At 44.7% G+C, this 13,558-nt stretch carries 14 protein-coding genes; 6 read left to right on the forward strand and 8 right to left on the reverse strand.

Translation table 11 applies throughout. From position 1 onward, the window contains the following. The first annotated feature begins 6 nt into the window (after window positions 1–6). Window positions 7–2,580 carry a ligase-associated DNA damage response DEXH box helicase gene (locus GSY63_RS04530; protein ID WP_166584639.1) on the forward strand — a complete coding sequence of 858 codons (2,574 nt, stop codon included), beginning with the start codon at window positions 7–9 and terminating at the stop codon, window positions 2,578–2,580. On the opposite strand, the gene crtD is transcribed toward GSY63_RS04530, so the two are convergent. The 4 genes from crtD to GSY63_RS04550 form a co-directional block, all read right to left on the reverse strand. Beyond that, entirely contained in the window at window positions 2,577–4,046 is a 1,470-nt protein-coding gene (crtD, locus tag GSY63_RS04535; protein ID WP_166584640.1) for a 1-hydroxycarotenoid 3,4-desaturase CrtD, read from the reverse strand. The two genes, GSY63_RS04530 and crtD, sit on opposite strands and share 4 nt — an antisense overlap. A 150-nt stretch (window positions 4,047–4,196) precedes the next feature. After that, the gene (locus GSY63_RS04540; RefSeq protein WP_166584641.1) at window positions 4,197–4,745 is read right to left on the reverse strand and encodes a type 1 glutamine amidotransferase domain-containing protein; all 549 of its coding nucleotides are present in this window, start codon (window positions 4,743–4,745) and stop codon (window positions 4,197–4,199) included. Window positions 4,746–4,798: 53 nt separating this feature from the next. Then, window positions 4,799–5,704 carry a LysR substrate-binding domain-containing protein gene (locus GSY63_RS04545; RefSeq protein WP_166584642.1) on the reverse strand — a complete coding sequence of 302 codons (906 nt, stop codon included), beginning with the start codon at window positions 5,702–5,704 and terminating at the stop codon, window positions 4,799–4,801. A gap of 380 nt (window positions 5,705–6,084) precedes the next feature. After that, window positions 6,085–7,092: an aspartate-semialdehyde dehydrogenase gene (locus tag GSY63_RS04550; protein WP_166584643.1), complete on the reverse strand. Its 1,008-nt coding sequence runs from the start codon at window positions 7,090–7,092 to the stop codon at window positions 6,085–6,087. 155 nt (window positions 7,093–7,247) lie between these two features. Between GSY63_RS04550 and GSY63_RS04555 the strand changes: the two genes are divergently transcribed. From GSY63_RS04555 to GSY63_RS04570, 4 genes are all read left to right on the forward strand, one after another. Next, window positions 7,248–8,189 carry an NAD-dependent epimerase/dehydratase family protein gene (locus GSY63_RS04555; RefSeq protein ID WP_166584644.1) on the forward strand — a complete coding sequence of 314 codons (942 nt, stop codon included), beginning with the start codon at window positions 7,248–7,250 and terminating at the stop codon, window positions 8,187–8,189. Between the two features lie 128 nt (window positions 8,190–8,317). Further along, complete coding sequence (locus GSY63_RS04560; RefSeq protein WP_166584645.1) at window positions 8,318–9,043, forward strand: YebC/PmpR family DNA-binding transcriptional regulator; 726 nt, start codon at window positions 8,318–8,320, stop codon at window positions 9,041–9,043. Window positions 9,044–9,144: 101 nt separating this feature from the next. Further along, window positions 9,145–9,360, forward strand: a complete 216-nt coding sequence (locus GSY63_RS04565; protein ID WP_166584646.1) for a DUF2442 domain-containing protein — start codon at window positions 9,145–9,147, stop codon at window positions 9,358–9,360. Between the two features lie 86 nt (window positions 9,361–9,446). Further along, window positions 9,447–10,502: a hypothetical protein gene (locus tag GSY63_RS04570; RefSeq protein WP_166584647.1), complete on the forward strand. Its 1,056-nt coding sequence runs from the start codon at window positions 9,447–9,449 to the stop codon at window positions 10,500–10,502. Window positions 10,503–10,513: 11 nt separating this feature from the next. Here GSY63_RS04570 and GSY63_RS04575 read toward each other — a convergent pair whose 3' ends face one another. The 3 genes from GSY63_RS04575 to GSY63_RS04585 are packed head-to-tail and all read right to left on the reverse strand — an operon-like array spanning window position 10,514 to window position 12,571. Next, entirely contained in the window at window positions 10,514–10,978 is a 465-nt protein-coding gene (locus GSY63_RS04575; protein ID WP_166584648.1) for a hypothetical protein, read from the reverse strand. Between the two features lie 59 nt (window positions 10,979–11,037). Continuing rightward, window positions 11,038–11,598, reverse strand: a complete 561-nt coding sequence (locus tag GSY63_RS04580; protein WP_166584649.1) for a DUF922 domain-containing protein — start codon at window positions 11,596–11,598, stop codon at window positions 11,038–11,040. A gap of 28 nt (window positions 11,599–11,626) precedes the next feature. Beyond that, window positions 11,627–12,571, reverse strand: coding sequence for an SPFH domain-containing protein (locus tag GSY63_RS04585; protein ID WP_166584650.1), 945 nt, complete (start codon window positions 12,569–12,571; stop codon window positions 11,627–11,629). A gap of 66 nt (window positions 12,572–12,637) precedes the next feature. Here GSY63_RS04585 and GSY63_RS04590 point away from each other — a divergent pair, with 66 nt between their 5' ends. Continuing rightward, window positions 12,638–12,826: a hypothetical protein gene (locus GSY63_RS04590; RefSeq protein ID WP_166584651.1), complete on the forward strand. Its 189-nt coding sequence runs from the start codon at window positions 12,638–12,640 to the stop codon at window positions 12,824–12,826. Window positions 12,827–12,918: 92 nt separating this feature from the next. On the opposite strand, the gene GSY63_RS04595 is transcribed toward GSY63_RS04590, so the two are convergent. Continuing rightward, window positions 12,919–13,488, reverse strand: coding sequence for a C40 family peptidase (locus GSY63_RS04595; protein ID WP_166584652.1), 570 nt, complete (start codon window positions 13,486–13,488; stop codon window positions 12,919–12,921). Between the last annotated feature and the right edge of the window lie 70 nt (window positions 13,489–13,558).

Here is a 13,558-nt window from a genome sequence, read left to right on the forward strand (position 1 = left end):
TATTGAATGACACCAGGCGAAAAAGTAATTAAGGAGTGGTTTAGCTACAAAAAGTGGAAGCAGTTTCCATTTCAGCTTGAAATGATGGAGGCTTACCTTTCCGGCTATTCGGGTTTGCTGAACGCGCCTACCGGTAGTGGTAAAACCTTCGCACTGTTTCTACCGTTCCTGGCGGGCTATATTAACAAATACCCGGATACCTATCAAAGACAAACCAATAACGGCCTGCGCATGCTGTGGATCACGCCGTTACGTGCCCTCACTAATGACATCCGCAAAGCAATGCAGGAGGTATGTGATGATCTCGACATTCCCTGGAAAATTGCCACCCGCACAGGTGATACCCCAACTGCCGAAAAGCAGGCCTTGAAGAAAAAATTGCCCGAAGTACTGCTCACCACGCCCGAAAGCCTGCACCTGATGCTGGCCCAGAAAGAATACCCCAAAATGTTCCGTGACCTGGAAGTGGTGGTAATAGATGAGTGGCACGAACTGCTCGGAACTAAGCGGGGAGTGCAGGTGGAGTTGGGGTTATCGAAGTTGAAGAACCTCTCCCCAGCCCTCACCCTCGGGGATGGCTGGGGAGGCGTTATCTGGGGTATCAGCGCCACTATAGGCAACCTCGAGCAAGCTTCAGAAGTATTACTTGGTAACAGCTTCCCGCCCGATCGTATTAAAATGGTACGGGCTGATATCGGCAAAAAGATCGTGATCAAATCCGTAATCCCCGACAATGTAGAGAACTACTCGTGGACAGGCCACATCGGCTTAAAGCTTTTGCCCGAAGTAATGAGCATCGTAGCCAAAAGCAATACTACCCTGGTATTCACCAATACAAGGGCGCAGTCGGAAATCTGGTATCATGCCATATTAGATAATTACCCCGAGTATGCGGGTATTATTGCCATGCATCACGGATCATTAGATAACGAGCTGCGCAATTGGGTAGAACAAGCCTTACACAACGAGGCGTTAAAGTTGGTGGTTTGTACTTCGAGCCTTGATTTGGGTGTTGACTTTCGACCGGTGAATACGGTGATACAGGTGGGTAGCCCTAAAGGCGTTGCCCGTTTTATGCAGCGTGCGGGTAGGAGCGGTCACCATCCGGGTGCTACGTCTAAGATCTGGTTTATTCCAACGCATTCGATGGAATTGCTGGAGGGTGCGGCACTAAAACAGGCCATGATTAACGGCAACTACGAAAGCCGCGACCCTATTTTGTTGGCAATGGATGTACTGATTCAATACATGGTTACACTGGCGGTATCGGAAGGGTTTAGGGCGAATGAGTTATATAAAGAAGTAAAATCGACCTATGCCTTTGCCGACCTGCGCGAAAGCGAGTTTAGTCAACTGTTGGATTTTATCACAACTGGAGGCGCCACACTTTCGCAATACGACGAGTTCTTAAAAGTTGAGATGGAAAACGGCCTTTATAAAGTAAATAACCGCCGTGTGGCCATGCGCCATCGTTTGAGTATAGGCACTATTACCAGCGAAGTGAGCCTGCGGGTTAAGCTGATGCATGGCGGCAGTTTGGGTTCTATAGAAGAATACTTTATATCGAAGTTAAAACCCGGCGATGTGTTCTGGTTTGCAGGCCGCAGTCTGGAGTTTATCCGGGTGAAGGAGATGACGGCTTACGTAAAAAAATCAAATGCCAAAAAAGGGGTGATCCCGAGTTGGCTAGGTGGGCGCATGCCTTTATCGTCGCAACTGGCCGCCGTGTTTCGCGACAAGCTGGATGAGGTAGCCCGGGGTATTGAACAAGACGAAGAGGTAATCGCTCTGAAACCTTTGTTCAACTTGCAATCGGCGCTGTCGCACCTGCCGCAAAGTCACGAGTTTTTGATCGAATCGTTCCGCTCGCGCGATGGGCACCATTTATTGTTCTATCCTTTCGAGGGCAGGTTAGTGCACGAGGGGATGGCCTCACTGATCGCGTTCCGTTTATCAAAGCTGAAGAAGGCAACCTTCTCTATAGCTATGAATGATTATGGATTTGAGTTATTGACCGACGACGATGTGTTACTAAAAGAAGCCCTGGAGCAAGACCTGTTTTCTATCCATAACCTGCTCGATGATATTATGCACAGCTTAAACGCCAACGAGATGGCTCGTCGCCGTTTTAGGGATATTGCACACATTGGCGGTTTGGTGTTCACCGGCTATCCAGGTCAGCCCGTTAAAAACAGGCATTTACAGGCATCTACATCTTTGTTATTCGAAGTGTTTAGCGAATATGAACCAGATAATCTTTTGGTGAGGCAGGCTTATAACGAGGCACTGGCTTTTCAATTAGAAGAATTCCGTTTGCGGGAAGCATTGCAGCGTATCAGCAAACAACAAGTTATTGTAAAAGAAATAGAGCGGCCAACGCCGTTTGCCTTTCCGATTATGGTTGATAGCCTGCGCGAAAAATTAACCACAGAAACCCTCGAAGAGCGCGTTGCCAAAATGGCCCGCGATTACGACGTGGAAGTGAAAACTAAAAAGAAAGATAAAGAAGAATCCGGCCCTGAAGAACCAAAACGCCAAAGCTTTTTTATCGGTTACCCGGGCAGGGGCAGGAAGCGTTAAACCCAGTCGGCTACTATTTTGGCAGATAGCAGCGCCAATGGGATTCCGCCGCCCGGATGCACGCTACCTCCACAGAAATAAAGGTTTTTAATTTTTGCCGAGCGATTGGAATGCCTCAAAAAAGCTGCGAATTGCGTATTGGAACTATTGCCGTAAAGCGAACCTTGGTACGATGATGTTTTACCCTCGATGCTCCGCGGATCTAGGATGCTTTCGGAAGTAATTAGTGATTTAATGTCCTCGCCCAATAAACGCGATAGTTTCTGCTGAATATTACGTCTAGCTTCATTAATCAACATATCCCAATCTTGCCCGGTGTTGTGGGGCACATTGATCATCACAAACCAGTTTTCGTGCCCGGCGGGGGCATCATCCGATTTGTATTTAGAGCTGATGTTGAGATATATGGTCGGGTCGCTGCCGATATTTTTTTCCTGCCAGATGTGTTTAAACTCAGCCTCATAGTCGGCACTAAAAAATATATTATGCAAATCGAGTTGGCTAAACTGCTTACTAATTCCCCAATAAAATATCAATGCCGAACTGCTGCGCTCCTGCTGTAGAATACGCAGAGGTTTTAATTGGGGATATTTGCTAAGCAGTTTCTGATAGGTAAACCAAACATCCATGTTTGAGATCACCAGATCACCAGCTATCACATCATCCTTAATCCTTAATCCTTTTGCGCATCTACCTTCAACAATAATCTCCTGCACGGGCGAATTATAATTAAAATTTACGCCCATAGACTCGGCCAGTTTTACCAGACTATCGGTTATGGCCTGCATGCCGCCCTCGGTAAACCACGCACCATAGTGTTGCTCTAAATGCGGGATCACGTTTAGCGTAGCCGGTGCCAGGTATGGGTTCGAGCCGTTGTAAGTAGCATACCTATCGAAATATTGCACCATTCGCTTATCCTTAAAAAAACTCCGGTTGGCTTGATGCATGGTTCGCAGGGCATCAATCTGCAACAGTCGTAAAATTGACTTCAGCGTATCAACACGTAGATAGGTTTTCAAGCGGTGTAACGATCGCTCTAAAAAAACATGGTTAGTGATCCGGTAGATCCTGCCACTATTACTTGCGAATTTGAATAGCGCAGTGGCAGGTTCGTCGGTTTTATCGGCTACTTCATTTGCTAATTTTTGTTCATCAGCATAAGCAGTTAAACGGGTGCCGTCTTCGTAAAAATACTGGCAAACTACATCTAGCTTTTGGTAATTAAAATAATCGCGTGGGTTTTTGCCGGCCAGGGTAAAAAGTTCGTCTACATATTGCGGCATGGTAAACAGGCTGGGGCCTGCATCAAAACGATAGCCATCTTTACTTATCGAAGTTAGCTTACCTCCAGCATAGTCGTTGGCCTCAAAAACCACAACCTCAAACCCCTTTACAGCCAGCCTTATGGCCGTGGCAATACCGGCAATACCGGCTCCGATAATAAGGGCTTTTTTTTGAGGCACGTGCAAATATAAGTTAATAAACGGCGTCGTTGCGAGGTACGAAGCAATCCCTAACTATACATAGGAACTCTGCTTATCGGAGATTGCTTCGTACCTCGCAATGACGGGTAGTTATTGTCTTGATTCTTGACTCTCGATTCTTGCCTCTATCTAAGCGTGCACCCCTTCTGCAATTTCCTCTATCATTTTGCTGTTAAAAGCTTCCAGATCGGCGGGGCGACGGCTGGTTACCAAGCCATTGTCTACAACCACCTCTTCATCAACCCAGTAAGCGCCGGCGTTAGTCAGGTCGGTACGTAATGATGGGTATGAGGTGAGCATTTTGCCGCTAACCAAACCGGTTTCTATCAGCATTTGCGGTCCGTGGCATATAGCGGCCACAGGTTTGCCCTCGTTTAAAAATGCCGCAACAAAATTTACAGCATCTTTATTTTGGCGAAGCTTATCAGGGTTTAAAACACCACCCGGTAAAACCAGGGCGTCATAATCTATAGCATGCGCCTCGCTTAGTGGCTTATCAACTTCTATTTCGATACCCCAGTTATCGGTATCCCAGGCTTTAATTTTTCCGGATTTTGGAGATATGATGTGTACGGTAGCGCCCGCTTCTTCCAGCGCCTCTTTCGGACTTGTTAATTCAACTTGCTCAAACCCTTCTTCGGTGAGTATGGCTACGTTTTTATTGTTCAATTGTCCCATGATGTCATGTCGTTTGTTTACTATTATAACAACCGCCAGAGGGGGGCAAGGTTTTATATATTTATACTTTGATGATGCATGGCGTAGTCGATAAAATTGCTTGTTAATCCGTAATCTTCTGTACCCTTGCGGCGGATAAAATAGAAGTCGCGGGTGATCTTTAACCCTTCAATAGGAACCTCGACCAAATCGCCCTCAGCCAGCTGACGCACTATCGACGGCCTCGGCATAAACCCCAAACATTGATCGGCTAGTAAGAAGTTTTTCAAAGCCTCGGTACCGCCTAGCCTTATTTTAACAGATAGGTCTGCCGGGGTAATCTGATGACTGGCTAAAGCTTTTAATAAAGCATTTAAGGTACCCGAACCGCGTTCGCGCAGTGCAAGTGGTGTTTTCAAAAGCTGTTTCAAGGTGAGTTTTTTACCCGCCAGCGGACTATTTGCCGAACAAACCGGTATTACTTCGTCGCTCATAAAAGGTTTGTAAGCAACAGTGGTCAGTTTGTTGTCAACCTCAATAATACCCACGTCAACTTCGTGGGTAAGCAGGGCATTTAAAATATACTCAGAGTTACGGTTAACCAACTGAATATCCACATTACTGTACTCGCGCTGAAAGCCCGAAAGTATCGACGGTAAAATGTATAAAGCAATAGTGGTACTGGCTCCCAAGCGTAAGTGCCCCGCCGCGTGCGACAGGTTACTTAGGATCGAAAGGTCGTATTCTATCTTCCGCTCGATCTCTGTAGCCTGCAACAGGTATTCGTTCATCTTTTTACCAGCCTCGGTTAAAATAATGCTGTTGCCCTTGCGCTCAAAGAACGGCACTTTGTAACGGTCTTCCATAGCTTTAATATGCTTGCTGATGGCAGGTTGGGTAACAAACAACACCTGTGCCGCCTTGGAAAAACTCAAATTGGCTGCAACTTCTAAAAATACACGGTGGCTAAAGGAGATCATGGGGTTAGTGCTTTTAAGCAATGCCAGTGTTTAAGTGAATGCTAGTCCCGCTCAATTGCCGCGGGGTGGCTGTTTACTTTTGGCTTGATCCAAAAGTAACCAAAAACTTAGCGTAGCGTTCTCATGAACACAATAAAAATATTAAAACGTGAATAAATCAAGACAGAAAAAAGCTTCCCCGCTCAGACCTACACATAGCCCGCTTTTCTGTCAGGCCACCGCTCAAATGGATCACTGTTGAGATAGAAGCTCTAAGAAAAATATAGAACTATCACCACTAAATTCTTATCCATAGTAATAAATAACAAAAAAGGGATAGCTTTCACTATCCCTCAAATATTATAAATCCGAAATCGAAAATCCGACCTCCGAAATCAAGCTTACGCTTCTACAGCTTGCCCTACCAGGTTCTTAGCAACCAGGTATTCTGCAATTTGCACGGCATTGGTAGCGGCACCTTTGCGCAGGTTGTCTGATACAATCCAGCAGTTTAGGGTGTTTGGCTGGGTTTCATCGCGGCGGATGCGGCCTACAAATACTTCGTCTTTATCGTGTGCTTCCAGCGGGGTAGGGTATTGCAGGTTGGCAACATCGTCAACCACAACAACACCAGGGGCCTTGCTTAAAATATCACGCACTTCTGCCAGGTCAAAATCATTAGCAAACTCAATGTTAACAGACTCCGAGTGGCCGCCCATTACCGGGATACGCACTGTGGTAGCCGTAACGCGGATACTGTCGTCGCCCATAATTTTTTTGGTTTCCATTACCATTTTCATCTCTTCTTTGGTGTAGCCATTCTCGGTGAAAACATCGATGTGTGGTAACACGTTCAAATCAATTTTGTATGGATATGCCATAGGGCCATCAACACCTGCGCGCTCGTTCATTAACTGGTCTACCGCTTTTACGCCGGTGCCGGTTACAGATTGGTAGGTTGATACTACTACGCGTTTAATCTGATATTTATCGTGCAGTGGTTTTAAAGCCACTACCATTTGTATGGTAGAACAGTTAGGGTTTGCTATGATCTTATCTTCGGCAGTTAAAACGTCGGCATTAACTTCGGGTACAACCAGTTTTTTGGTTGGGTCCATACGCCATGCAGATGAGTTATCGATAACGGTAATACCCGCTGCTGCAAATAGGGGAGCCTGCTCTAAAGAAGTGCTTCCGCCGGCAGAGAAAATAGCAATTTCAGGCTTTTGCTTTATCGCATCCTCAGCAGAAACAATCTTGTATTGCTTACCCTTATAAGTAACTTCTTTACCTACGCTTCTTGCTGAAGCTACCGGGATTAATTCTGTGATGGGGAAGTTGCGTTCTGCTAGAACCTGCAACATTTTGGTGCCTACTAAACCAGTAGCACCTACTACTGCGACTTTCATTTTGTTGTTAAAAAAATATTTAAAAAATAAACCTGAATTCAAATATGCAGATTTTTTGTTGAATATGCTACTAAACAGGTAGTTTAATGATTGTGACAGCATTATTATATCCGGTTTGCTCCAAATTTTTACCTTTGCGCTTTATCTGATTTTGCATGAGCGAAAAGGTTTTAGTGATAGGTGCCAACGGACAAATTGGTACAGAATTAGTGTTAGCGCTACGGGGTATTTATGGTGCAGAACAGGTGGTGGCTTCGGATATTAACGATGCTGCCGATGTTATTAAAGATGGCCCGTTTGAATATGTAAACGTACTCGATCCGAACAACCTACGCAAGGTGTTCGAAAAACATCAGCCTACCCAGGTTTATTTATTAGCTGCCATACTCTCTGCCGTAGGCGAACAAAAGCCACGCCTGGCATGGGATCTTAATATGGATGGTTTGCTTTCTGTTTTAGACCTGGCTGTTGAGTTTAAAGTAACCAAAGTTTTCTGGCCGAGTTCTATTGCTGTTTTCGGCCCGCACTCGCCGCAATATAATACACCGCAGTATTGCGTAATGGATCCTAACACGGTTTATGGTTTCAGTAAACTGGCGGGAGAGCGTTGGTGCGAATATTACCACGCCAAACACGGTTTGGACGTGCGCAGTATCCGCTATCCAGGACTAATCAGTTGGAAGGCTGCACCAGGTGGTGGAACTACAGATTACGCCATTCACATTTTCCACGAGGCTTTAAAAACTAAAAGTTACACCAGCTTTTTATCTGCCGATACCGCACTGCCGATGATGTATATGGACGATGCCATCCGCGCTACCATTAGTTTAATGGACGCACCGGCCGAACAGATCAGCATCCGCTCGAGCTATAATTTAGGTGGTATCAGTTTTAATCCGGAGCAATTAGCTGCCGAGATTAAAAAACATATTCCGGAGTTTGAGATCAGCTATGCTGAAAATGATCCACGCCAGGCTATTGCAGATAGCTGGCCAAAATCTATAGACGACAGTCAGGCACTACAGGATTGGGGCTGGAAGCTGGAATTTGGCATAGAGAAAATGACCGAAGAGATGCTGAAAAATCTAAGCAAATAGTTATTCAGTTATTTGTTATTGAGTTATTAACTTTGAAGTTCGTACAATTCGCTATAATTAGTGAAATTCGTACCATCAATTAAATCAATGTAAATCACCCGTTAATCGGTGAAATCATAAAAAGTACTATGGGAAGAGCATTCGAATTCCGTAAAGAAAGAAAATTTAAGCGTTGGGCCAAAATGGCCGTTCAGTTTACCCGTTTGGGTAAGGAGATTGTAATGGCGGTGAAAGAAGGCGGTGGTAACCCTGAAACCAACTCGCGCCTGCGCACAGCCATGCAAAATGCCAAAGCGGTTAACATGCCGAAAGATCGTGTTGAGGCCGCTATTAAACGTGCCAGCGATAAAGACGCATCGAACTACGAAGAATTTGTATACGAAGGTTATGCGCCACATGGTATTGCCATTTTGGTAGAAACTGCCACAGATAATACTAACCGTACTGTAGCCAACGTGCGCAGCTACTTTACCAAAGTAGGTGGTACTATGGGTAAAACAGGTTCACTGGATTTTATTTTCAGTCGTAAATCTATTTTCCGTTTTGTACCGGGCGAACGCGATCTGGAAGAACTGGAATTTGAATTGATCGATGCAGGTCTGGAAGACTTACACGTTGAAACAGACGAAGAAGGAAACGACGTAGGTGTAATTACCGCTGCTTTTGAAGATTTCGGCAAAATGCAGAAAGCTTTGGAAGAGCAAGGTTTAGAAGTAAAATCGGCTAAATTAGAGCGCATTCCGCTTTCTACCGCCGAGGTTACCGAAGAGCAAGCTGCCGACGCCCTGAAACTAATTGATAAACTAGACGAGGACGATGACGTACTTGCGGTTTATCATAATATGGCGGAGTAGTTATCAATTTGTTAATGAGATAGTTTGTTGATTTGTTAATGCGCTAAGCATGGCGGGATAATTAACAAATTACCTCATTAACAAATCAACAAATAAAACAAATGGCCGTTTTCACCTCACGTAAGCAACAGCAGAACCTCAAAATTACTTTTGAGAACGATATGCTGTTTGTAGAAATGCCTGATGGTAAACAACAGGTGTTTCCGCTGGCGTTTTTCCCGGCGCTGCGCGATGCCAGTGAAGAAGATCGCGCCGATTGGACAGCCACCGGTAACGGCATCCGCTGGAATAAGCTGGGGCTGACGATTGCCGTTTAAAATTTGAAGATTTGAGAATGTGACAATTTGAAAATTGTAAATTCACATTTTCAAATCCTCAAATTACCAAATCCTCAAATCGAACAATGACTTTCGAAGAGTTTTTTAAAAAGAAAAAGATCAACCTAACTGCCTTGCAACAGGCGAATGGTGAGCTGTTTTCTGAATTTAAAACTCACTACGAATTGATGGGCGAAAAAAGCTTCGACCATACCAAAAAATATTGGTTCAATAAGCTGCGTAGAGAATACGTACTGCCACCCGAGGTAAAGGCCGAAAAGGTAGTGATTGAAAATCAGCTGGCCGAACAAACCATTACCGAAAGCATTACTGAGCCTGTTACTACTGATAAACCCAAAGTTGGTTTCAGCCCACGATTTAGAGCCGGTGCAACGACCGCTAAGCCTGCCGAAAAAACTGAGTCGACGAAGGAGGTAACGGCTACAGAAGTCCCCAAAGAAGAAACTACGGGTAATACACCAGCCAAGCCAGGTTTCACCCCAAGGTTTAAAGCCGGAGTTACCGCTGCAAAACCAGCGGAGGAAACAACGGAACCCAAAACAGAAGAAGCTAAGCCGGAAGAAGTCGCTGAAACAGCCAAACCCAAAGTAGGCTTTACCCCACGATTTAAAGCAGCTGCTACTTCAGCTAAACCGGTTGACGAAGCAACTGAAAACAAAACAGAAGAGGTTAAACCAACAGAGCCAGCCAAACCCAAAGTAGGCTTTACACCGAGGTTTAAAGCAGGCGTAACTGCAACCAAACCGCTTGATGAAGTAACAGAACCCCAAGCCGAAGAAGCTAAACCGGAAGAGGCTGTTGAACCAGTGAAACCCAAAGTAGGCTTTACACCGAGATTTAAAGCGGGTGTAACTTCAACCAAACCGATTGATGAAGTAACAGAACCCAAAGCCGAAGAAGCTAAACCGGAAGAGGCAATTGAGCCAGCGAAACCCAAAGTAGGGTTCACACCGAGGTTTAAAGCGGGGGTAACAAATGCCAAACCAGCGGAAGAAACAGCGGAACCAAAAGCAGAAGAAGCTAAATCAGAAGAGCCTGCTGAGCCGGATCAGTCTGAGCCAGCACCATCCGCCCCGCCTAAGATGGGCTTCAAGCCGCGCTTTAAACCACCGCCGCAATAGGCTTTAACAGTTTATCGGCCCTTTACTGTTACTTTTTTAGTTTTGATGATTACTCCGTAGGGTTTGTCGCTTATGCCATATTGTTTGGTTAATTCATCTTGCTCAATTACATCGATGCTCACCAGGTTGGCGTCATTAACATTGGCTAAGGTATTATCGAACGCACTTGTCAATATGGTGCCGTTAATAATGTACTGCACTTTATAAATATCTTTTAACGCAGGTACAACTGCTGCGTAGGCTTCAGATTTCGATTTAAAATAAGTCCAGTAGAGATTGCATGCGGAGTTTCTGGTAGTAAAATAAACACCATCAACGCCAATTTGCACCGACACCAAATTGTCCGGCTTTATTTTGTTAGCTTGTTGTTCGGTTACTTTAACACCGTCAACATAGTAGGTTTTGGGTTTACTGCTCTGAGAAAAGCCCGCCAGACTTGCCAGTACTAATGCTGATGATAGAATAAGGGTTTTCATTTATTGTGTGATTAAGGTTGTTGTTAATTATCCCTCCCTCGACGGAGGTTATGAGGAGGCTATCTCTCCGCCACCATTGCCGTATTACTGTATTGGCCCAGTTGCGATTTAAAGTACAGGTCCCACGCGTTTTGTTGTTTGCGGTTTTGCATGTGGCTGGTGTCTTCGTCGTAGTCGTCGTTTAGCTGGCGGTATTTCTTTTTGATGCCTGTGAAAACAGTGCTTACCTGCTGCTCATAATTACTGCCGAAACGCATGCCGCCCAAAATTCGCGCTAATTCCTGCTGCATCAGGTAGGCGAAAATGTAGTGACCCTGCTCGTGTTTTAATACCTCAGTCAGCATGTCGTTGGAGGTAATGCGGCTCTTGTCCAACCACGAGTGGTCTTTATCCATCTTCATATTAATATAGAAGGTAAGATGGTAATAGCCACGGGTGTAAACGGGTTGATAGCTAAAGTCAAGCATGCAGTTGGTGTAGGCAAGGTTGCCTGTGCTACGCTGCGGTGCGCCCTGGAAATCGTTAATATTTAGTTGATGGTAAGTTTGCGCTTTTACGGCGCGCACACCTGTAAAGATAAAGGCGATTGCACAGATCACACTCACATATCTTGGGCTCATAAACTAATTAAGAGGTAAAAGTTTTTTCTTATTTCTTGTCAGACTGCTGATCGTGTAAAAGGTTTAAACTCATCATTTCTTTCATAGTGTGCTGCATACTGTCGGCCGATCCGTCTAAGAAAATTACGTTGCCTTTAGAGTTTTCGGAGAAGTGTTTAATAGCCTCAGTCCACATTGTGAACAGGATTACCGAGGTATCCATATTGGCGTGCTGCATTTCTTTGGCGGCAACCGTCATACCTTTGGCTACCTCCTCGCGGAACAAAGCCACACCCTGCCCACGCAGTTGCGATGCCTGGCGCTCGGCCTCGGCGGCAATTTTAATGGCGTTACCCTCGGCCTCAGCAGCTTTGGTTTTGGTGATTAAAAGGGCCTGGCCTTCATTTTCGGCAGCAGCTTTTAAATTGCTAGAGGCTACTACCTGGCTCATCGATTTCATGATTACATCGTCGAAAGTAATATCATTCAATTGCAGATCTTGCAGGTGGTAACCCCAGCCTTCCAATATTTGATCTATCTGTTCTTTTACGTGCTCAACAATATCCTTGCGTAATATCAACACGTCCGACTGGCGTTTGGTAGCCACAAATGCACGGATCGAACCCTCAATGGTGCGTACCAGAGCTTGCATCAAATTGCGGTCGTCTATAAATTTAAAGGCCACGTTTTTTATGGTTTCCTCATTTTGGTCCATTACCGAGTAAAGCAGCATGGCCTTAAAATATACGTTAGCCTGATCTATAGTTACGGCCTGAAACTCGAGTTCTACCGAACGGTTTTGGATAGATATGCGGGTGTAAAGCTGCTCAACCAAGGGGATCTTGAAGTTTAATCCGGGGAGCATAATGCGGCGGTATTTTCCGAAAACGGTTACTACCCCTATGGTTCCCTGCTTAATGGTAACCGCGGTTGAAAACACAATGATTAAGCCGATTATTACCAGCAGGTAAAACAATATTGCTGTCAGTGTCATTATAAGCTAAATAAATTAAAGAATTATATAATTAGGTTAAGATACTCAATTTAAAACATTTACCCAATGAACTTAAAACGCATTTTCGGGGCTGTGCTTACTATTTTAGGCATAATTGGCCTCATCTACACCGGCATCGGTATTATACAGCACAACAGCAATGTAACTACGCTAATTGTTGTGGGTATTATCTCGCTGTTATTTTTTTTCTCGGGCATTGGCCTGGTGCGCGATACTACAGATAATGCTAAATAACCGGCAGCAAGGTAGTATTATAAAATATGGTTCAAAAAAAAATCCTCTCTGTTACGGGAGGATTTTTTCATTAGACTGTGATTGTATCGAGGTTATTGAATGTCACTTGTTTTTTCGAGCTGCTCTTTAAACACATCTAACAGGCGGCCACCTTTATAAAAGTAACGGCTGTAGTAGGCATCATCAAGGTTGCTAATGGCAACACCTTTCATAGAGGCGTGCGCAAAGCGGCCATCGCCCAGATAAATACCTACGTGAGATATGCTGCGGCTATGTATCTTAAAAAATACAAGGTCGCCTTCTTTCAGCTCGTCCTTGGCAACAGGACTAACCATACTAAAAATATCGCGTGAGTTACGTTTTATCGTTAAGTTAAAAACGTTGGTGTAAAGTTCTTTGGTAAAGGCTGAGCAATCAACGCCTCTTTTAGAATTTCCGCCGAAACGGTAAGGGGTACCGATCCAGTCGTAAACAAATTGGAATAATTTCACATTAGATGTAGCCGATAAAGCAACACCCATTACCTGTGAAAAGTATTCTTTTGCTAAGCTTTGCTCTTCATCAGCTGGTTTATCAGCAGGGGCTGCTGGAACGCTTTTTGTTTGAGCCTGGGCACATAAAATGCTTAGAACTAATGCAATAGCAAGAGTAAATTTCTTCATTTAATCAATAGTTATTCGGGTTTTTAATCCTCATTTGTATTTTAAACGAGACACTTGTGTCTATTGTTTC

It is taken from the genome of Mucilaginibacter agri, from assembly GCF_009928685.1.
Taxonomy (GTDB): Bacteria; Bacteroidota; Bacteroidia; order Sphingobacteriales; family Sphingobacteriaceae; genus Mucilaginibacter; species Mucilaginibacter agri.

What these genes read in the sequence shown, in the direction of transcription:
- GSY63_RS04530 (WP_166584639.1), top strand. Translation starts at nt 7, where the DNA reads ATGACACCAGGCGAAAAAGTAATTAAGGAGTGGTTTAGCTACAAAAAG.
- GSY63_RS04540 (WP_166584641.1), bottom strand. Translation starts at nt 4,745, where the DNA reads ATGGGACAATTGAACAATAAAAACGTAGCCATACTCACCGAAGAAGGG.
- GSY63_RS04545 (WP_166584642.1), bottom strand. Translation starts at nt 5,704, where the DNA reads ATGATCTCCTTTAGCCACCGTGTATTTTTAGAAGTTGCAGCCAATTTG.
- GSY63_RS04550 (WP_166584643.1), bottom strand. Translation starts at nt 7,092, where the DNA reads ATGAAAGTCGCAGTAGTAGGTGCTACTGGTTTAGTAGGCACCAAAATG.
- GSY63_RS04555 (WP_166584644.1), top strand. Translation starts at nt 7,248, where the DNA reads ATGAGCGAAAAGGTTTTAGTGATAGGTGCCAACGGACAAATTGGTACA.
- GSY63_RS04560 (WP_166584645.1), top strand. Translation starts at nt 8,318, where the DNA reads ATGGGAAGAGCATTCGAATTCCGTAAAGAAAGAAAATTTAAGCGTTGG.
- GSY63_RS04565 (WP_166584646.1), top strand. Translation starts at nt 9,145, where the DNA reads ATGGCCGTTTTCACCTCACGTAAGCAACAGCAGAACCTCAAAATTACT.
- GSY63_RS04570 (WP_166584647.1), top strand. Translation starts at nt 9,447, where the DNA reads ATGACTTTCGAAGAGTTTTTTAAAAAGAAAAAGATCAACCTAACTGCC.
- GSY63_RS04575 (WP_166584648.1), bottom strand. Translation starts at nt 10,978, where the DNA reads ATGAAAACCCTTATTCTATCATCAGCATTAGTACTGGCAAGTCTGGCG.
- GSY63_RS04580 (WP_166584649.1), bottom strand. Translation starts at nt 11,598, where the DNA reads ATGAGCCCAAGATATGTGAGTGTGATCTGTGCAATCGCCTTTATCTTT.
- GSY63_RS04585 (WP_166584650.1), bottom strand. Translation starts at nt 12,571, where the DNA reads ATGACACTGACAGCAATATTGTTTTACCTGCTGGTAATAATCGGCTTA.
- GSY63_RS04590 (WP_166584651.1), top strand. Translation starts at nt 12,638, where the DNA reads ATGAACTTAAAACGCATTTTCGGGGCTGTGCTTACTATTTTAGGCATA.
- GSY63_RS04595 (WP_166584652.1), bottom strand. Translation starts at nt 13,488, where the DNA reads ATGAAGAAATTTACTCTTGCTATTGCATTAGTTCTAAGCATTTTATGT.